General features: G+C 76.3%; 3 protein-coding genes. All 3 read left to right on the top strand.

The window, feature by feature from the left end; all coding sequences use genetic code 11:
- Positions 1-86 precede the first annotated feature (86 nt).
- The 3 genes from G6O69_RS34250 to G6O69_RS34240 are packed head-to-tail and all read left to right on the top strand — an operon-like array spanning position 87 to position 21,214.
- On the top strand, positions 87-866 hold the full coding sequence (locus tag G6O69_RS34250; protein ID WP_172307675.1) for a thioesterase: 780 nt from the start codon (positions 87-89) through the stop codon (positions 864-866).
- A 51-nt stretch (positions 867-917) separates the two neighbouring features.
- The gene (locus G6O69_RS34245) at positions 918-20,492 is read left to right on the top strand and encodes a tetratricopeptide repeat protein (protein WP_172307674.1); all 19,575 of its coding nucleotides are present in this window, start codon (positions 918-920) and stop codon (positions 20,490-20,492) included.
- Positions 20,492-21,214 carry a VOC family protein gene (locus tag G6O69_RS34240; RefSeq protein ID WP_172307673.1) on the top strand — a complete coding sequence of 241 codons (723 nt, stop codon included), beginning with the start codon at positions 20,492-20,494 and terminating at the stop codon, positions 21,212-21,214. Before G6O69_RS34245 ends, G6O69_RS34240 begins: the two co-directional genes overlap by 1 nt.
- Positions 21,215-21,242 lie beyond the last annotated feature (28 nt).

Below are 21,242 nucleotides of genomic sequence, written 5' to 3'. Positions count from 1 at the left end.
CGATTCGATCGTCGTGAACGCGACGATTGTGTTGTGATGTCCGCGACCCTGATCGTAGGATGTTGGTCCGCTCGGGACACGCTGCGATGCTCTACACACAAGCACCGAAGGCGACGAGGACCTGGGTCGACTGTCCGCAGCCTCGCCCCGACGCTTCGGTCAAGCTGATCTGCCTCCCCCACGCTGGCGCGAGCCCTCGAGCCTTCTATCCCTGGGTGGACGATCTGCCCGAGAGCGTGGAGCTGATGCCGGTGTGCCTCGCGGGTCGAGCAGGGCGCATGGACGAGCCGCTCGCCGAGAGCATCGAGAAGATCGTGGCCCCGCTGGCCCGCGCCGTCTCGCCGCTGATCGAGGGGCGGGTGGTCTTCTTCGGCCACAGCCTGGGGGCGCTGCTCGCCGTCGAGTTGGTGTTCGAGCTGCGTCGTCGGGGGCTGCGGCTGCCGCAGCTGCTGGTCGTCTCGGGGCGGATGGTCCCCGGCGCCGAGCGGCGCCTCAAGGTGCACACACTCCCGGACCGCCACCTCGTCCGCGAGGTCCAGCGGATCTACGGCGGTATTCCGCGGGAGATCCTCGTCGAGCCGGCGATGCTCAAGCGGACCTTGCCGATCTTGCGGGCGGATCTCTCGGTCAACGAGACCTATGAGCCTGCGCATCAGGAGCGGCCGCTCGAGTGCTCGCTGCTGGCGCTCGGGGGCACCGACGATCCTCACGTCACGGGCACGGAGCTCGAGATGTGGCGCGATCAGACCACGGCGCACTTCGACTGCGCGCAATTCCAAGGCGGCCACTTCTACCTGTCGTCCCCCGAGGGGCAGCGCTGGGTGATCGCGCGGATCATGCGGGCGATCGAGGCGGTCTCGGCCTGATCCGGCTACAATCCCGGGCCCGATGTCCAAGGTCCTGCCCGGAGTCGTCGCGTGAGCGACGAGACTCGCGAACCCAGCTCGGGGGACGACCCCGAGCACGCCGAGTCGAGCCGCGAGGGCACGGCGCCGGCCATCGGCAACGTGCTCGGCTTCTCGCTGCTCTTTCGCGAGCGCCGGGCTCTGCTCGCGCTCAAGTCGAGGAGCCTCGCGCCGGGCGTCCGCCTGCGCGAGTACGAGGCGGTGATCCCCGGCGTCCGCTTCCCGATGCGCGGTCCGCTGACGGCGACGCGCTTTCGCAACCACCGCTGCCGGGTGGTCCGCGCGGAGATCGGCGTCGAAGAGCGGGCGCTGCGGCCGTGGCTGCGCGGGCGCCTGGTCGGCCAGCGCGTGCTCGGGGTCGAGCTCGAAGATCTCGAGCTCGAGCTGCGCCGAGAATTCCCTGGTGCCGAGCGCCCGCGGCCCTGCCTGATGCTCTCGGGTCAAAACGGCGAGGGCGGGCAGGTGTGGCTGCTGGTCGCCTTCGACGTCGAGGTCGCGCACCGCCTGCTGGTCCTGCGCCCCGCTCGGCTGTGGCTGGTCGGGCACCTGCCCCAGGCAGCCAAGGCCCTGACCGAGGCCGGGCCGCGCGGGCTCGAGGCGTCCATCGATCGCCGCGGCCGCGACGCGTCGGCGCGGCGGCTGTGGCGAGGGATCGCGGCGCGGCTGGCCGCGGGCAGCGTGGCCGGGGTCGGCAGCGGGGTCGTCGTTGGCGAGGACGGGGCGCTGCGCGTGGACGCGGGCCGCCTGGCGCTGACCCGGGCCTTCGCGGGGGTCGGCTGGAAGGCGCCGAACCTCGAGGGCTGCGCCGTCGAGTCGCTGAGCGCCAGCCGCAGGGGGCTGCGCGTGGGGCTGCGCGGGCGCATCGACTGGGGAGAGGCTGGAGACGGGGTCGACGATGAGGTTGGCGAAGCGGTCGGCGACGAGATCGGGGGGGCGCTCGGGGCCGCGCCCGAAGCAGACGTCGGCGAAGCCTGGCCGGAGCCCAGCGAGGCGGCTCGCCAGGTGTTCGCGCCGGGCCCGGACGAGCCCGGGCTCCTCGACGAGCCCGTCGCTCGGGCCCTGGATCGCGCGCGCGAGCTGCTCCGCGCCAGCCGCATGGCCGAGCGCAGCGACACGGACTCGGGGATCCGCGCGGACATCGGCCCGGCCCTCGAGGTCCTCGCCGAGCTCAGCCGCGTGCTCTCGGGCTTCCCCGCGGCCCACCTCGCCCTGGTCCGCTGGCGGGTCGAGCTCTCGCGCTTCTTGGATCGTCAGGCCTGCCTCGAGGCGGTCTACGAGTGGCTCGACATTCAGCCGAGCGCGCTCGCGGCCCGGCGCCTGCTCGCGGTGCTGCTCGCCGCCGAGGGCCGGGCGCAGGAGCTCGCGCGGCTGCTGGCCGCGGACTGTCGCCAGCCCCACTCGCCCGAGGTCCTCGCCCACCTCGAGCTCGCCGTCGCGCGGCTGCTGATCGATCACCTCGACGATCCTCGCAGCGCGCTGACGATCGTCGGCCCGCTGGTCACGCGGCTGCGCGATCACCTGGCGGCGGCCCGCGACCGCCGGGCGCGGGCGCGGGGCGCCACCGATCCTGGCGTGAGCGTCTCGCCGGACAGCCTGGCGGCGCTCTTGCCCGAGGCCCTCGTCGTCCTCGCGCAGGCGCGGGTCGCCGAGGTCGCCCGCGAGGGTCGCTCGCTGGCCGCCGTCCCCCACGTGCTCGGGGCCCTCGACGAGGCCCTCGAGGCCACCGCCAACCCGCGGCGGCGGGCGGACCTGCGCGCCCAGCTGGCCGAGAGCTTCGCGCTGCACGGCGAGCAGCACGATCGCAGCGGCGACGAGCAGGCCCTGGCCTTGCTGCGGGCGGCGATCGCCGACGACCCGGAGGCCCTCGAGCTCGTCGATCGGGCCATCGAGCTCGCGCTGCGCGTGGACGAGCGGGCCGTGGCCGCGGCCCTGCTGCGTCGGCGCCTCGAGCTCGCCGACGAGGCCGCGCGGCCGGGGATCCGCAGGCAGCTGATCGCCGTGGCCGCAGACCTCGACGACCGCGAGGCCCGGGAGCTCGCGCGCCGCGAGCTCGCCGTCGCCCTCGAGCAGGAGCCCGACAACGTCGAGCTGCTGCGCTGGGCCGCCCAGCTCGAGCGGGCCCTGGGGCGGGCCGCGGGCGCGGCCGAATTTCTCGCCCGGCTGCTCGAGCTCGACGAGTTTGGCGAGGTCGAGCTCGACGACCGCGACCTCCTGGTGCTCGAGCGCGCCCAGCTGCTCGAGCGGGCCGGCCGCGTCGATGAGGCCTGGGAGAGCCTGCGCCCCGCGCTGGCGCGGATCCCCGCCGGCGACGTGACCATCGAGCTCGCGGAGGACGAGCAGGCCTGGGTGCTCGATGTGCTCGAGCTCGCCCTCGGCCTGGCCGCGCCCACGGATCGCCCGCGGATCCTCGACTTGCTGATCACCTGGTCCGAGGGCCCGCGTCGCGGCCAGGCCCTGGTCGAGCGCGCCGCCCAGGCCCTGCGCGTGGAGGAGCGCCTCGACGATCTCTGGCTCGCCGTCGAGGAGCTCGAGCGCCCGCAAAAGGTGCTCGCGCAGATCGAGCAGCTGCTCGGCGATCGCGACCGCGAGGGCCTGGGCCGGCTGGCCGGGGTCGCCGCGACCCACGGGGAGCGCGACACGGAGCTGCGCGCGCGCTCGCGCCTGGGCCTGACCTTGATCGACGAGGGCGCGCTGGGGGCTGGGGCCGAGGAGCTCGAGCGGGCCCTCGCGCTGACGCCCGAGCGCCTGGATCTGCGCCGCGCGCTGGCCGGGGCCTACGAGGGCCTGGGCGAGGCCGCGAAGGCGGCCCCCGAGCTCGAGCGGCTGCTCGCGGCGCAGCGCTCCGGCGAGGCGCGCGAGCAGGGCGAGGGGGTCAGCCTCGACGAGCAGGCCCGGCTGAGCTTGCGCCTCGCGGCTGCGCTGCGGGAGATCGGCGAGCGCGGCCGAGCGGGGGCGGTGCTCGCCGACTGCGAGCGGGCCCTGGCCACGGCCAAGGCCCCGGTCGAGCCGGCGCTGCGCGAGGCCGTGGCCGAGCAGGCCTTCGAACTGCTGCGCGCCCTCGGGGAGGACCGCGAGGCGCTGATCGTCGCCTTCGAGCAGGCCGAGTGCGCCAGCCGAGCGCAGGAGGGCGAGCTGCCCGTGCCCGGGACCGCGGCGGCGCGGCGCCTGGGCTCGTGGTTCGCCCGGGCCGCCCGGATCCTCGACGAGGCCGGGGTCGAGTCGACGGACGAGCTCGGGGAGCCGCTCGGGCGCGAGGTCTACGGTGAGCTGCCCAACACGCGCTCGGGCCTGCTGCGCGCGGCCCTGGATCTGCGCCCCGACGACCTCACCCTGGCCGAGGGTCTCGAGCAGGTCCTGCGCGAGCTCGGGGACCTCGCGGGCCTCGACGCCCACCTGCTCGAGCAGATCGCCCGGCACGGGGATCCCGACGTGCGGGCGGGGCTACTCGAGCGGCTGATCGCCGTGCGTGTCCGCGCCGGCGCGAGCGACCAGGCGCTTCTGGCCGAGGAGGTGGCCGAGGGGGTGGCCGAGGGGGTGGCCGAGGGGCTGGGCGAGGGGGCGCGCGAGGGCGCGAGCGATGCGGCCGAGAACGACGGGCCCGAGAGCGATGGCGCCGAGGAGCTCGCCGAGCTGCTCGAGGAGCTCCTGGTCCTGCGCCCGGACGACGCCGAGGCCATGCTCACCCTCGGCCGTCTGCGCCACCAGCAGGGCGAGCGCGCGGCGGCGATGCAGCTGTGGGCCCTGGCCGGCGAGCGCATCGAGGGCGACGACCCGCGCTTCTTCGAGCCGGCCCTGGCCCTGGCCCGAGAGGCGCTGAGCCTCGGCGAGCTCGAGCGCGCCCGCGAGCTGTGCGAGCGTGCGCGGGCCATCCGTCCGCAGGCTCGGGGCGTGGCGGAGGTCTCGGCGGCCCTCGCCGAGGCCCTCGATGATCCAGCCTCCCTGGCCGAGTCCCTCGCGCAGCTGCTCGCCCTCGATGAAGCCGGCGGGAGCGGGAGCGGGGAGGAGGGCGCGGCCGAGGACGCGCCGCGCTCACCGGAGCGCACGCGCCGGGAGCTGGAGCGGGCCGTCGCCCTGGCGCGGCTGTTCGAGCGCGAGGGAGATCGGGCCGTGGCCCGGGAGGCCCTCGACGCCTTCGAGGCGGCGGCGCGGCGCGGGGCGATCGGCGAGGCCAAGCTGCGCCGGGCGCTGAGCCTGGCCGAGGCCCTCGAGGATCTCGAGGCCCAGGCGCGCACGCTCGCGGGGCTCCGCGGGCTGCTCGGCAAGGAGCTGGGTGTGGAGGAGCGCCTGCGCGAGGTCGAGCTCCTCGACCGCGAGCTCGGGCGCCCGCGGGATGCCCTGGCGCTGCTCGAGCAGGCCATGCACGTCACGCCCGCGGCCCTCGGCGAGGTCCTCGACGCCCTCGCGGCGCTGCTCGAGGGCCGCGAGGACGCCCCCGAGCTGCGCGAGCGCGCCCAGCTGGGGCTGCGCGAGCTGCTGGAGACGCAGGGGCTGCCCGAGGCGCTGCGCCGGCGCGCGGCCACGATGTTGGTCGAGCTCGGGCGTAGCCTCGAGGACGCCGGCGCCGTGGCCTTCGCCCTGGATCAGCTGGCCGAGGTCGACGCCGACGCCGTCGAGACCGGGGCGCTCGCGGAGCTGCGCGAGTGGGCCGTCCGCAAGCTCGGCCGCGTGCAAGAGGCGGTCGCCGAGCTCGAGCTGCGCCTGGGCGAGGAGCCGGTCCGCGAGCGGCGGGAGAGCCTGGTCGAGCGCCTGTGCGGGCTCCTCGACGGTGAGCGCCAGGCCACGGCGACGCGGCTGCTCGAGCTGGCCGAGCTGGCCGAGCGGGAGGTCGCCGTCGGCCTCGCCGACGCGGCGCTCGGGCTGCTGATCTCCGAGCGGGCGGGCGGGGGCGCGGACGAGGGCGAAGGCGAGGGCGAGCTCGCGGCCGATACCCTGGACACGGCCCTCGCCTGCCTGCGGACCATGGCGCGCAAGGGGGGCGCGAGGGCTCTGCTCGCGCGCTGGCCCAAGGTCGAGGCGGCGGCTCGGCGCGCCGCGTCCATCGACGCCCTCGCGGCCCTGGTCTCCCTGGTCCGCCCCGGCGCCCACGAAGACGACGACGCGGCCAGCGAGCTCGCGGCGCGGGCCGACGCGATCTTGCACGAGTGGCTGCCCTCGAACCCCGAGGACCCCCGGCTACACGCGGCCCTGTGGACGCGCGCCGGCGCAGACCTGGCTGGGGTCGGCGCTCGCGCTGGCGTTGGGGCGGCCGAGGGCAAGGGCAGCGCGCTCGAGGAGGGCGGCGAGGAGCCGGCGACGCGCTGGCTCGAGGCCATGCTCCAGCGCTTCGCGATCGCCCCCGACGTGGCCGGGAGGTTGTTCGAGGGGCTGGCGGCGCACATCGAGGCGCGCCTCGGGGACGAGGCGCACCTCGGGGCCGAGGCGGCAGGGGCGATGTTGCGGGCGCGGGCGCGGGCGCACATGCGCGACGCGCCGACCTTGTTCACGGCGCTGCTCGACGCGCTCCATCGCCGCTCGCGCTGGGCCGCGCTGGCGGAGCTGCTCGACGAGGCGAGCAGCCTGGATCCCAGCCCCGGCGAGGCCGATCGCCCGGCCCCCTGGCTGCGCCTGGCCGCGGCCGCGGCCGCGGCCGAAGACCAAGGTGGAGAGAGCGGCGCCGTCGAGCTGCGCGCGCGGGTGCGGGCGGCCAAGCTGCTCGCGGCCGCGCCGCTCGACGAGGCCCGGGCGCGGCGCGCTCTCGAGGAGCTCGAGCGCGCCCTGTCCCTGGACCTCGGCCGGGCCGATCTGCGCTGGCGGGCGGCCGAGCTGCGCGCGCGCCTGGGCGACGCCCGCGGGGCCTACGGGGCGCTGCTCGAGCTGTGGGAGGGGGAGCAGTGGTCGGCCGCCGGCGTCGGCCGAGGTGAGCTCGCGCTGCACTGCGGGATCTTGGCGGCGGAGCTCGGCGAGCACGAGCGCGCCGCGGAGCTGCTGACCGTCGCCCACGCCCGGGAAGAGGCGGGGCGCAGCGAGCAGGTCACCGAGCTGCTGGTCTCGGCGCTGCTGATCCTCGATCGCCGCGACGAGGTCGTGCACCTGGCGGCGGTCCAGGCCGCGGAGCTCGATGATCCCCAGGCCGCGGTGCAGTGGCTGCGCCGCGGGGCGGAGCTGTCCGAGGGCTCGCGCCGGGCGGAGCTGCTGGCTCGCGCCCGCGAGCTCGATCCCGAAGACGAGAGCCTGCTCGACGATCTCGAGGGCGAGCTGGTCGCGCTCGGGGATCTCGACGCGCTCGAGGTCTTGCTGCGCGAGCGCCTCGAGCGTTGCCGCGAGGCCGGCCGCGCGCTGGCGGGGGCGTCCGGGGAGCAGCCCGCGGACCTACCCGCAGATCTGCTCGCGTCGTGGCAGACGACCCTCGAGGCCCTGGTCACCTTGCTGCGTCGGGCCCAGGGCCAGGCCGCGCTGGCGGCAGGCGGCGCGGGGGCGAGCGAGGACGGCGACGAAGACGAGGACGCGCCGCGGCTCGGGCTGGGCGAGCGCGACATCGAGGGCGAGCTGGTCGCGCTCCACGAGGAGCTGCTGACCCTCGAGCCCGACCACGGCCAGGCCCTGATGATCGTCGCCGAGGATCGCCGCCGTCGCGGTCGAGCGGCCGAGGCCCTCGAGCTGTGGGCGCGGGCCGAGTCGCAGCTCGCCGACGACGATCCCCAGCTCTTCGAGATCGCCATGCGCCTGGCCGAGCAGCAGCTGGCCGGGGGCCGCCTCGACCGCGACGCCCGGGCCGAGGCTCACCGCCTGCTCGGGCGCGCCCTGAAGCTGCGCCCCGACGATCTCGAGGCCCACGAGCGCCGCCACGAGGTCGCCTGCGCCCTCGACGTGCCCAAGCTGGTGCTCGACGCGGCCCAGGCCCTGCTCGCGCTCCCGGCTGGCCTCGACGACGCGCGCCGGGCCGAGCTCGAGGCCGACGTGGCCCGGGCGGAGGCGCTCCTCGATCACCCCAAGCGCGCCCTCGAGGCCCTCGATCGCGCGGTGGCCCTGGCCGACGAGGGCAGCGAGCAGCACCGCGGCCTGGCCCTGCGCCGCCTCGAGCTGGTCGAGTCGCTCACGACGAGCGGGGCGGTGGCCGGGGCCGAAGGTCGGGCGCTGCGCCGGCGAGAGCTCGACGCCCGGGTGGAGCTGCGGCGGGCCCTGGGGCCCTCCCTGACCCGGGAGCAGGCCGTCGCCGAGCTCGATCTCCTGACCGAACTCGGCGACCACGAGCGCGCTCTGGGCCTGCTCGAGTCCCTGATGATCGCCACGCCCGAGGACGCGCAGCTGCGCGCTCGCCTGGCGGCCCTCGGCGGTGAGGGTGATCGAGGGCGCGCCGCCAAGGCGGCGGGGGAGGGGGCCGACGAGAGCCTGGCCGTGCGCCGCCTCGAGACCCTGCGCCGGGTCGTCGACGCCATCGCGCCGGGCCTGGCCCGCGACGAGCTCGCCGCCGAGCTGGCCCGCTCGGCGCGGGCCGAAGAAGCCGCGCGCGCGACCTTGGAGGCCCTCGATCGCCTCTCGGGCGAGGCCGCGGGCGAGGCCGAGATGCTCGACCTGCGGGTCTGGGCCGTGCGCGAGCTCGACCGCGTGGAGGACGAGCTCGGTGAGCTCGATCGCCTGCTCGGCCACGCCGGCGACCAGGGCAGCCCCGGCGGCGTGCTGGGTGATCCCGTGCTGCTCGAGCGCCTGCTGCGGGTGCTCGAGCACGACGCGGGCGCCTGCGCCGAGCGCCTGCTCGGCCTCGCTCGCCGCGAGGACACGCGCGCCGCCACGCGGGTGTGGCTGCTCGAGTCGGCCCTCGAGCTCCTGCTCCAGCGCGCCCCTGGTCGCCTCGAGCTCGGGGTCCAGGCCCTCGCCGGGCTGCTCGATCTGCTCGGTGATCCCGGGGTCTTGCTCGAGGTCGACGCCGACGAGCGCGGCGCTCGGTCCCGGGTCGCGCGGGCGCGCCGGCACTGGCAGCAGCTGGCCGCGGCGGCCCTGAGCGCCGCCGCCCGAGATCGCCGGGCCCTCGACGCGGTCTCCACCCTGGTCGAGGTCGCCGATCGCGTGGCGGATCCCGAGGTCGCGCTGCCGGGCTTCGCCGACCTCGGTGACATGCTCGTCGAGCGGGCCACCCTCGACTTCCCCGATCACGGCCCGCTCCACGCCCTCGCGGTGCGCCGGGCCATGGGCGCCGCGGCGGGCGAGGCGGTCGCCATGGATCCCGGCCTGGCCCTGGACCGCATCGAGCGGCTGGCCGCGGCCCACCGCATGGACGCGAGGGGCCGCTCTCGCCTCTACCTCGGCCTCGCCGCGACCTTGGAGCCCGGCCCGCGGGCGGCCTTGCTGCGCGACCTGGCGGGCTTTCACGTCGACGAGCCGGCGATCTTCGGTCCGCTGCGCGAGGCCCTGCGCAAGCAGGGGGCCTACGCCGAGCTCGCCGCCTTGCTCGACTCGGTGGGCGCCGACGCCGAGCAGTGGCTCGACCTCGCCGAGGACGCCGCGGCCGCTGGCGAGGTCGCGGCCGAGGGCGAGGCCCGGCGCCAGGCTGGCCTGGCCTTCTTCGATCGCGTGCTCGCCGAGGAGCGGGCGGGGGTCGGCCTGTCCGAGGTGACCCTGGCGCGGGCCTGCACCCAGCTGGCGCGGGCCAGGGCCGTGCGCCCCGACGACCTCCAGGTCCGCTACACCCACGGCCGCGCCCTCGAGCGTGCCGGGCGGACGCGCGAGGCTTTCGAGGAGCTCGAGGGGGTGCTCGAGGTCCTGCGCAAAGAAGGCGGGGGCGCCCTCGAGCGCGCCGTGGAGCTCGGCCCGCTCGCGCGGCGCTGCGCAGGCCTGGCCGAGGCGCTGGGGGAGCGGGGGCAGGCCCTGGCGCTCTTCGAGCTGGCCTGGACCAGGCTGACCAACCCGCGGGCGCGGCTGGCCGTGGCCGAGCGCCTGTTTGGGTTGCTGTGTCGCGAGGCCGAGGCGCCGACGAGCGAGGACGCGGGCGGCGAAGGTGCGGCCGGCGAGGCCGCGGGTGCGCAGGTCGAAGACGCGCAGACCGAAGCCCGCGCGGCCGGAGAAGACGAAGGCGCACGGGCCGACGAGGCCGCGGCGACGCTGGAGACCTCGGCGGGGGAAGAGAGCGCTGGGGAGGCCGAAGACGGCGCGGCGACGCTGGAGACCTCGGCGGGGGAAGAGAGCGCTGGGGAGGCCGAAGACGGCGCGGCGACGCTGGAGACCTCGGCGGGCGAAGAGACCGCTGCGGAGGCCGAAGACGGCGCGGCGAAGGTCGAGACGCCCGAAGACGCCGCGGCTGCGCGCGCGGCCGCGAGTCGAGCCGCGCGCGCGAAAGCGGCCAGCTTCGTCGCAGAGGTCGCGCAGCTGTGCGTGACCTGGAGCGGCGAGGGCGAGCGCGCGGAGGGCATCGACGCGCTCCCCTGGCTCGAGCGGGCGGCGCGGCTGAGCGAGGACGAGGCGGCCCGCTCCGAGCTCCTCGCCCAGGCCCACGCGATCGCCCCGGACGAGGAGCGCGTCGCCGATCTCTACGAGGCCAGCTTGCGCAGCCTGGGAGACCGCGCGCGACTCGAGGCGCTGCTGCGCGGGCGCGTGGACGCGGGCCTCGAGAGTGGGGATCGCGGCCGGACGGTGGCGCTGCTCGAGCGCCTGCTGGCCGTGGTCGAGCGTCCGCGAGGAGAGGCGGGGGTCAGCGAGCGGGCGGCGCTGCTCGAGCGCCTGCTGCGGCTCGCCCCCGAGCGCCTGGATCCCCGCCTCGAGCTCGCGGAGCTGCGCATGCGCGAGGGCGACAGCGAGGCCGCGGCGGCGCACTGGCGGAGCCTGGCCCAGCGCCTGCCCGCGGGGGATCGGCGCTTCCTCGAGCCGGCGCGCGCGCTGGCCCGTCAGGCCCTCGACGCCGGGGACTACGAAGAGGCCCGCGGCTGGCTCGAGCGCGCGTCGAGCATCGAGCCGGGCTCGCTGCCCACCTCGTTCGCGCTGCTCGAGGTCGCCCGCCGCCTGGATCGCCCGGCGCTGCTGCTCTCGACCAGCGAGGCCCTGCTGACGCGCCTGGGCGAGACGCCGCCTTCGGCCCTCGAGCTGGCGGCGGAGCTCGATCGCGCGGCGCTGCTGCGAGAGCGGGCGCGGGCCTTCGAGCGCCTCGATCGCGTGGGCGAGGCCCTGGTCGAGCTGCGCCGCGCGGCGGCCATGGCCGAGCGCGGCTCCCAGGGGCACGTGGAGGTCGCGGAGCACTGGCTGCGCCTGGTCACCCGCGACGGTATGCGGGCGATGCTGCGGGCGGATCGCGGCCAGGCCGAGGCCGAGGCCGAGGCCCGGGCCGAGCTGCGCCGGGCCCTGGGGGAGCGCCTCCCGGCCGCGGCCACGGTCGCCGAGGCCGAGCTGCTCGCCGAGCGCCTCGAGCGACGAGACGAGGCCGCCGAGCTGCTGATCGCGGGGCTGCGCCGCCACGTCGGAGATCCCGAGCTGCTCGCCAGCTTCGAAGAGCTGTGCGCGTCGGCGGGGGAGCAGACCCGCTTTGTCCGCGTGCTCGCCGAGCGCCTGGACGAGCTCCCGGCAGTGGGAGCCGCGGCGAGCGAGGCGGAGCCCGAGCAAGGCGGCCTCGAGCAGGGCAGGGCGCGCCTGGCCGAGAAGCTGGCCCGCGCGGCGCGGGCGATCGACGATCCCCACAGCTGCCTGGGTGCCCTCGACGCCCTGCCGCCGGACAGCGCCGAGCGCCCCGAGCTGCTCGAGCTGCGCGACTGGGCCGTGCGTCGCCTGGGCAGCGTCGACGAGGAGCTCGCGCGCCTGGACGAGCGGATCCTGGCGACGGCCGGCGCGGCCGAGGGCGCCCACGAGCGCGTGCAGCCGCTGGTGGCTCGCATGCTGCGGCTGCTCGGCGAGGCCGGAGAGCCCTGCGCCCGGCGCCTGCTCGAGCTCGGCGCGCGGGCCGAGGACGCCGAGGCAGAGGCGCTGCGCCGGACCCTGGCCCGCACGGCCCTGCGCATCGCTCGCGAGTACGCGCCGGGGCAGCTGGACGTGGCCGTGGTCAGCCTCGCGGCGACCGTGGCCGGCGACGGCCTCGAGGCGGTCGCCGCCTGGTGGCCGGGGATCGAGCGGCAGGCGGTCGACGCCGCGGCCCGCGGAGAGCTCGGGCCGCTGGTCGAGCTGCTGCGTGTGGCGCTCGCCGCCGAGCGCAGCGGGGAGCTCTCGGCTCAGGTCGGTCAGGGCGGGCGGGTCGAGGCCCTGGCCGAGGCCGCGCTGGTCGTGGCGCCCGGTGAGGCGGGGGTGCATCGGCTGTTGGTCGAGCGCCTCGCGGGGGGGATCGTCGGCGATGATCCGAGCGCCGAGCTGATCGTCCAGCTCTCGGCGCAGCTCGAGAACTTTGGCGAGGCGCTCGGGCTGCGCGGGGCCGAGCTCGCGGCGCTGTGGTCGGCCTCCGCGGCGGTCGTGGACGCCTGGCTCGACGCCCCCGAGGCGCTCCCGAAGGTCGACGCCGGGCAGGCGCGAGAGCTGATCGCGGCGGGCCTCGTCGAGCGGGCCGACGCGGCCCTGGCCGACGAAGATCGCCCGGCCTTCGAGGGCCTGCTGGCGGCTCTGCGCGAGCGCGGGAGCTGGGCGCGGGTGCTGAGCCTGAGCCTGGCCGCCGAGGCGTGCTGGGGCGCGCGCGGCCCGAGCGAGCTCGAGGCGCTGGCGAGCGCGGCCGGGGCCGCCGGCGACGGAGAGACCCAGGCCCGGGCTCTGGCGATCGCCGGTGAGCGCAGCTTCGCGGCCGAGGACTTCGCCGCCGCGGCCGAGGCCTTCGCAAAGGCGCAGGCCCTGGTCGAGTCCGAGTCCGAGTCCGAGTCCGTGGACGCGGCGGTGCTGGGCGCGGCCGTGGCGATCCAAGCGCGCCTGGGCGAGGCCCTGGATCGCGCGGGCCGACCGGACGCGGCCCTCGAGCAGCTCTTGCCGCTGGTGGATGGGGCGGAGGCGGAGGCCCGCGCCGAGGGGGCGCTGGGCATCGACCGCATCGCGCTCACGGCCCGCTGCGCCGAGCTCCTGCAGCTCGTCGGTCAGGGCGCGCGGGCGGCCGTGCTCTTCGAGCGGGTCATGGCCGCTCCGGCGGCTCCGGCGGCCTTGCAGCGGGACGTGGCCGAGGCGCTCTTCGAGGTCTACCTCGAGCTCGACGAAGAGCAGGCGGCGGCCGAGCTCGCCGCGCGGGCGGCCGAGCTGCCCTGGGAAGCCACGTCCACCGAAGAAGACGAAGAAGAAGACGAAGACGAAGGAGGCGCGGACGCGTGGCGGCTCCGCTGGCTGCTGCGCGTGGCCGATCACGCCGACGAGGGCCGCAAGCTCGCCGCCCTCGCTACGGCGCAGGCCCTGCATCCAGAGGACGACGCCCTCGCGGCTCGCCTCGAGCGGGCGCTGCTCGCCGGCTCAGGCGAGGACGAGCGCCTCGAGGCCCTGCTGCGCAGCCGCGTCGAGCAGGCCCGGGTCAAGCGCGCGCGGGCCGAGGACCCCGCGGACGCCGAGGCGGCCCGGCGCGCCGGCGTGGAGGCCCAGCGCAAGCTGATCGCGCTGCGCGAGCGCGGCGATGGTGGTGGTGATGGTGGTGGTGATGGCGCGCTGGACCCGGCCGAGGCCCGCTCGCTGTGGACGGCGCTGCTCGAGCTCGAGCCCGAGGACGTCGACGCGCGCCTGGCCCTGGCCGAGCTGTGCGTCGACGAGGACCCCGAGCGCGCGGTGAGCTTGTGGCGTGAGGCGGGCGAGCGGCTCGCGGAGGACGACGAGCGCTTCTTTGCTCCGGCCTTGTACCTGGCCCGTCGCGCTCGCGCGCAGGGGGAGCTCGGCGAGGCCCGGGCGCTGCTCGAGCGCGCCCAGCTGATCGTCCCCGGCGAGCGCGAGGTCCTCGAGGCGCTCCACGGCCTGGCCCTCGACGCGGACGACCCCGAGCTGCAGATCCGCGCCGTCGAGGCCCTGCTCGAGCACGAGCAGGCGGGTGAGCGCGGGGCGGCGCTGATGCTCGAGGCCGGTCGGGCCCACGCCCTGCTCGCCCAGCGCGAGGCCCTGGCCGCGGGCGAGGGTCAGACCCGCGGCCCGCGGGTGGACGCGGCCGTGCGCATGTTCGAGCGGGCCTGCCTCGCCGCCGAGCCTGGCGGCGCGCTGCACCGCCGCGTCGTCGATGCCTGGCTCGCGCTCGTCGACACCGGCTTCGATCCCTGGGCCGAGGTCGAGGGCGAGGGCGAGGCTGCGGGAGGTGGTCTCCAGGCCCTCGAGCGCGAGGTCGCGGCTCGGGCTCAGCTGCGCGCGTTCTTCGATGCAGCGGGCGATGCAGCGGGCGATGCAGCGGGCGATGCGAGGGGCGAGTCCCTGCCCGCGGGGGAGCTGCGCCGCGAGGCCGCGCTCCTCGCCCTGGGTCTCGGCCGCGTCGAAGAGGGCCTGGGCGTGGTCGAGGCCGCGCTGCTCGCCGACCCCGGCGACGCGCTCTTGCTGTCTTCGTTCAAGGACCTGTGCCTGGCCTGCGGCGCCCAGCTCCGCTACGCCGACGCCCTCGAGGGGGCGATCGCGGCCCTCGGCGAGGCCCAGGCCGAGCTGCGCGATCGCCTGGCCGTCGAGCTCGCGTTCACGGCCATCGAGCTCGACGACGCCTCGCGCCTGCTGGTCCAGCTCGAGCGCATGAGCCCCGCGCGGGCGAGCTCGCCGGAGCTCCTGGACCTGCGCGAGTGGGCGATCCGCCGCCTGGGTCGGGTAGAGGACGAGCTCGGTGAGCTCGACGCGCAGCTGCTCGCGGCCGAGGACCCGGCGCACACCCAGCTGCTCGTCGGGCGGCTGCTGCGGATGCTGGATCAGGACGCCGAGCAGACCGGCCGGCGGCTGACGGCGCTGGCCGAGCGCGCGCCCGCCGAGGTCGCCCGGGCGCTGCGCGAGGCTGTCTTCGAGCTCGCCGTGGGCGCGGGCCCAGAGTTCTTCGACGTGCTCACGGAGGCCCTCGAGCAGGCCCTCGGCGACGCGCTCGCGCCCCCGGCGGGCCTCGTCGGGCGCTGGCCGGACTTCGAGGGCGTCGCGCTCTCGCGCGAGGACCCCGGGCCGCTGGCGCTGCTGCTCGAGCTCGGTCAGCGCCTGGTGGGCGCGGGCCTCGAGGCCCTCGGCGAGCGGGTCGCGGGTCTGCGCGAGCTCGCGCTGCGCCGCTACCCGGCCAGCCCCGAGCTCCACGCCCTGGTCCTCGGCCCCCTCGTGGCCGAGCTCGGGGCGCTGGCTCGGGACGAGCGTGTGGCTCGGTCCGACGCGGCCCTGGTCGAGCTCGCTGGCGAGCTGCTCGCGGTCGGCCGCGTCCGCGGCCAGCTGTGGGTGGGCTTCGCTGCCCTGCTCGATCGCCGCGACGGGGCGGCCCTGCTGGTCCACCGCGCGCGCCTCGAGTGGGAGGACGACGCGCTCTTCTCGGCCCTGGTCGAGGCCCTCGAAGACGGCAAGCACTGGACCCGGGCGCTCGAGCTGCTCGAGGACCGGGTCACGCGGGACACCAGCGCGGAGCGCCGCGTCGACGACCTCAAGCACCTCGCCCACCTGTGCGCGGACATCCTCGGCGATCCCGACGCGGCCATCGCCCACCTCGAGCGCGCCCTCGAGCATGCGCCGGACGACCCGGACCTGATGCTCCCGCTGCTCGACCACTACTACACCAAGCCGCAGCTCGATCGCGCCATCGACCTCAGCGAGCGGGTCCTCGATCTGGTGCCCATGGGCGCGGTGGCCTACGCGGCCCTCGGCCATCGGGCCGCCGACGCGGCCCTGGCCACGGGGGAGCACGCCCTCGCCGAGCGCCTGCTTCGCAAGATCCTCGCCCGCGTCCCCGACGAGGCGCGGACCCGCGATCGCCTGCGCGAGCTCGAGCAGCTCGCCGGGGATCCCGAGCACCGCGTCCGCATGCTCGCGGCGATCGCCAACCGGACCACGGGCAGCGCCCGGGTCGAGGCCCTCGAGGAGCGCGCGCGCCTGCTGGTCGCGCCCCTCGGTCGGCTCGAGGAGGCGATCACCGATCTCGAGGCCGTGGTCGAGGAGGCGCCGGGGCGGGCCGCGGCGGTCGCCGCCCTCGCCGACCTCTACGAGCAGCGCCAGCGCTGGATCGCCCTGGTCGGCCTGCTCGAGCGCGAGTATCCCCGGCGTCAGGGCCTCGAGCGCGTGCTGACCCTCGAGCGCGTGGCGACCTTGCTGCGCGATCGCATCGGTGATCTCTCGCGCGCCGAGAAGGCCCTGCGCCTGGCCCTCGAGAACCTCGACGGCCTCGACGAGACTCAGGCCCGGGCCCAGCTCGAGGCCAACGCGGCGCTGCTCGAGCAGCTCTCTCCCGGCGGCGTCGAGGCCCCGAGCGGGCGCGTGCTCGGGGTCCGCCCGGCGCGGGCCGAGGGCCGGGGCGCCGACGCGAGCTCGGCGATCGCCGACCTCGACATGGACGCGCTGCTCGACTCGATCTTCGAGGAGCCCACGCCCCGCGGGGGGGGCGAGGGGAGCGAGGGAGAGGGGAGCGAGGGAGAGGGGAGCGAGGCAGAGGCGGGCGAGGGCGCCGAGGCGATCGCTGCGGCCAGCCGGGCGGCGGAGGAGCGCGCCCGCCGGGCCCTCGCGCGCTTGCTCGATCGCCTGCACCTCGAGCTCGTCGGCGTGCTCGAGCGCCGCGGCCGGACCAGCGAGCTGATCGCCCACCTCGAGACCGAGCTCGCCCCCGAGCTGCGCGGCGGGGCCGACCCGCGCCAGCGCTTCCCCGGCGAGCTCGACAACCCTCGGCTCGCGCTGATCCAGCGCCTGGCCGCGGCCCTGCGCGAGCACGGCGGGGGCGAGCGGGCCGTCGCGGTCTACGTGGTGCTCGAGCAGCTCGACGCCCTGCCCGACGAGGGCCTCGCGACCTTGGCGCGCTGGTATCGGTCGCAGCAGCGCTACGACGACCTGGTCCGCATCCTCACGGTGCGCTCGCGCAAGCTCGCGAGCCTGGGCGACTGGGAGCGCAAGGCCGAGGCCGACTACCGCATCGGCGAGCTGCTCGAGGGTCCGCTGCGCCGGCCGCACGAGGCCGCGCGCTTCTTCGTCGACGCCTACCTCGCCAACCCCTTCGAGAACCCCCAGGCTGGCGCGCGCGCCCGCGTCCTGCTCGCGGGCACGGACTCGGTGGTCAACGTCCGCAACCGCCTGCTGATGCGCCTCGAGGAGCTGCCCGAGCTCTACCGCCCGGCGCTGCTGACCCTGCTCGCGGACCTGCTCTCGCCCCACGACGACCACGAGGCCGAGGCCGAGCGCCGCTACCGTCAGGCCCTGGACTACGACGGTGAGCGGGCCGGGGCGCTCGAGGGTCTGGGCCGGCTGCTCTCGCGCCAGGGTCGGCTCGAGGAGGCCGTGGATCCCCTGCGGGCCGCCGCGCGCAGCCCCGACCTGCCCGACGATCGGGCGGCCGACGACGCGGCTCTGGCCGCCCGGGCGCTCGTCGATCTCGAGCGCAGCGAAGAGGCCGAGGCCGCGCTCGAGGCCGCGCTCGAGCGCTCGCCCGAGTCGCAGCGGGCCCTGCTCGAGCTCGCCCGGCTCTACGATCGCCTCGAGCGCAGCGAGGACGAGGCGCGGATCCTCGAGCGCCTCGCGGCCCTGCCTCTGGCCAACATGCTGCGCGCCGAGGTCGGCTACCGCCAGGCGATGCTCCTGGCCGAGGACTTCCGCGCCGACCCCATGTCCGAGGCCGGCGAGAAGGCCCGGGCCTTGCTGCTCGAGGCCGTGGGCGCCGACGCCATGCACGCCCAGGCTCGCCAGGCCCTGCTCGAGCTGGCCGGGGCGCGCAGCGAGTGGTCGATCGTCGCGCACATGTACTTCCTGGCGATCCGCGAGCTCCCCCAGGGCCCGCGCCGCGCCCTGACCCACGTCGACCTCGCCGAGACCTACCTCGACCGGCTCAGCGACGCTCAGAGCGCGCTGCGCAACCTCGCCGCGGCGCTCCAGCAGGCGCCCGAGGACGTGGTCGTGGTCAACCGCGCCCACGCCCTGGTCGCGCGCCTGCCCGAGCCCGGTGAGTCGGCCCTGCGCTTCGAGCAGCTCGCGCGCAGCCCCGGCCGCCCCGACGCCGGGGAGCACATCGACGACGCCGCCCGGGCCCGGCTGTGGCTCGCGGCCAGCGAGCTGCACCTGCGCAACGACGCCCTCGAGCCGGCCGAGGCCGCGGCCCGGGAGGCGGCGGGCCTCGAGGGTCTGCCCGAGGCCCTCGCCGAGGTCGCGGGCGAGCGCGTCGAGCAGCTCCAGCGCATCGATCAGGGCGAGTTCGATCTTCGCAAGCGCCGCAAGGCCCTCAACGCCGAGTTCGAGGCCGAGGAGGACGCGCTCGTGCGCCTGCGCCTGCTCGGGCGCCTGCGCGAGACGGCCCGGGCCCTGGGCGAGCGGGGCGAGATCGAAGAGGCCGCCCGCCGCCAGCTCGAGCTCGCCCACGCCCTGCTCGAGGACGACCGCCGCCCCGAGGCCCGGGAGGCCGCGCTGGCCTGCCTGCGCGACGTGTTCGCCGAGTCCGGCGACTACGCCAAGGTCGTGCATCTCTACGAGGACCTGGCCGGGCGCACGGGCGACGCCGACGAGGCCGCGAGCTTGCTGACCGCCGCGGCGCGCTTCGCCTGGTCGGGGCTGCGCGACCCCAAGCTCGCCGTGGGCATCGTCCGCCGGGCCCTGGATCGCGCGCCCACCCACGATCCGGCCACGGCCCTGCTCGGCGAGATCGCCGGCTCGAGCGACGAGCGCAAGGTCGACGAGACGATCTGCGACGAGCTCAGCTTGCTGGCCCCGCGCCAGCGCGCGCCGCTGCTGACCTTGCGCCTGGCCGAGGCCGCGCTGCGCCTCGAGCGACGCGAGCAGGCCCAGGGCGTGCTCCGTCAGCTGCTCGCCGGCGAGGCCCCGGTCGAGCTGCGCCTGCAGGCCCTGAGCCTGCTCGACGGCCTGCTCGAGGGCGCCGGCCGGACCCACGATCGCGTGCCCTTGCTCGAGGAGCGCCTCGAGCTGTGTCGGCGCCACTGGCCCGATCGCGCCGCCGACGTGGCCCTGGAGCTCGCCTTGGCCCAGCGGGCCACGGGCAACCTGATCGACGCCCGCGCCACCTGCCGCATGAGCTTGCTCGACAAGCCCTCGGACTACCCGCTGACCAAGCTCTACGCCGAGCTGCTCGAGCAGACCGAGGACTGGATGGCGCTCGCCCGGGCGCTCGAGCAGCTCGCCAACTTGACGATCGAGACCCACGATCAGGCGCGCTGGCTGACCCGCGCGGCCCAGGTCCACCTCGATCACGGGGCCGACGCGCGCGAGTCCATGAGCGCGGCCCGGCGCCTGCTCGAGCGCGCCCGAGCGGCCTCGATGGAGAGCACCGAGTCCCGCGCCGTGCTCATCCCCCTGGTCTTTCATCAGGGCGACTGGGAGCGGGTGCTCGAGCTCGCCATCGAGCTGCGGGCCGTGGCCGGCGACGCCCACGAGGCGCTGATCTACGCCGCGCTCACCGAGGCCTTCGCCCGCGGCAAGCGGACCTTGGCGCGCTCGATCGGCGATCGCCACGACCGCGAGGTCCGCCACCGCGTGCTGTGGCCGACGACGGCGCGGATGCTCGACGTGATCGCCTTCGAGGGCCCGCTGCCGCGCCTCGACGCCCTGCTGGCGGCGGCGGCGGCCCTGTGCGGGGGCACCGAGGAGGTCCTCGACGAGCTCGGGGCGTGGGCCGCCGGCGAGCCGCTCCAGGCCGGCCTCGGCCTCGGCCTGGCCCGTCTCAACGAGGCCTTCCGACGCATGGAGCTGGCCCGGCACCTCTACCAGATCGCCGCCTTCATGGCCCCGGGCGGCCCGGTCCCGGTGCTCACCACCCGCCTGCCGCTGGCCGACCTCCCCCAAGATCCGATCCAAGAAGAGGGCTGGGTGCCGCTCGAGTGGCGCGGGGCCCTGCGCGAGGTCTTCGTCGAGCTGCGCGGGCAGCTGGCCGGGCTGCGCGGGCGCAGGGGAAGCTCCCGCGTCGCCAACACCCCCAAGGAGCGCCTGGCGATCCAGCACGCCAGCCGCCTCGTGGGTCCGTGGCGCGCGGCCCTGAAGATCGATCTGGCCATCGCCGTGACCGAAGATCCGCTGCCCGGCGGCGTGGGCCTGCGCAACCTGGCCAAGCCCACCTTGGTGGTCAGCGAGGACTTCGTCGACGTCACCGAGGCCGAGCGCCGCTACCGCCTGGCCTTCGCCGCCGCGGCCCTGGCCACGGGCCTGGGCGCGCTCTTCGACAGCGCCCCGATCGCGCTGACGGATATGCTCGAGGCGCTCACGGCCCTCGCTCGGCCGCGCCACGAGCCGGCGGGGGAGGGCGCCCGGGCTCTCGTCGACGCGCTCTCGGCCCGCGGGCTGACGGCCGCCAAGCTCAACGCCGACCTTCGCCGCGGCCTCGCCCGCGAGCTCGACCACTGGCGCGGCGCCCCGGCCAAGCTCGAGCGCGTGCTGAACCGGTCGTGCATGCTGCTCGCAACGCGTCTATCTGGGAGCGTCGACGGGGCGCTGATGGCCATGGCTCGAGATCGCGGGCTGATGACCGCGGCCGGGCGGCCCGGGGATCCCGCGGTGCTCGAGACCCCCGACGCGGCCTGGCTGCTGCGCGCCATGGGGGTGTTCGGGGGGCAGGTCTGATGGCCGCTGGGATCGCCTGGCTCGAGCTGCGGACCACGGCCCCGGCCGAGGCCGCACGCTTTTACGCCGAGGTCGTTGGCCTCGACCTGCGCGAGCTCGACGGGCGCAGCTTGGTGATCGTGGACGAGGTGGCCGTCGGCGAGATCAGCGAGCTCCCGGTCGCCCTGCGCGAGCGCGGGGTCCCGGCCAACTGGCTGACCCGCCTGAGCGTCGAGGATCTGCCCGCCACGCTCACCGCCGTCGAGGCCGTGGGCGCCGTGCGGCTGGGACCGACGCGTCGCTCGCCCGAGGGCTTCGAGTTCGCCGCGCTCTTCGATCCCTTCCAGGCGGCCCTCGCCCTGACCACGCAGCCGCCAGCGCCCCTGTCTCGCGTGCTGTGGCACGACCACCACAGCCACGACCACCCGGCCGCGACGCGCTTTTACGCCGAGCACCTGGGCCTCGTGCCCGTGGGCGCCGACTCGGGGAAATTCCAGGCCTTCGCCTGGGCGCCGGGCCAGCCCGTGGCGGGCGCCCTGACCAGCGCGGCTCAAAACCCGCTCGTCCACGATCAGTGGCTGACCGCCTTCGAGGTCGAAGACTTCGATGCTCGCGTGGCAGGGATCCAGGCTCGAGGTGGTGTTGTCGTGGGTACCTTCAGCCTCCCGGATGGATCACGTTTTTCGCCTTGCGACGATCCGCAGGGCGCAGCCTTTGGTCTACGCGAGCGTCGCCCCAGCTGAGGGCGAGGACTGGCCGGACCGTCGAGAA

The organism is Pseudenhygromyxa sp. WMMC2535 (genome assembly GCF_011083025.2).
The sequence above is the reverse complement of the archived record's forward strand: the minus strand, read 5'-3'. Positions and strand labels throughout refer to the sequence as shown.

Excerpts from the sequence above, each read along its gene's own strand:
- G6O69_RS34250 (WP_172307675.1), top strand. The coding sequence starts at position 87 with ATGCTCTACACACAAGCACCGAAGGCGACGAGGACCTGGGTCGACTGT.
- G6O69_RS34240 (WP_172307673.1), top strand. The coding sequence starts at position 20,492 with ATGGCCGCTGGGATCGCCTGGCTCGAGCTGCGGACCACGGCCCCGGCC.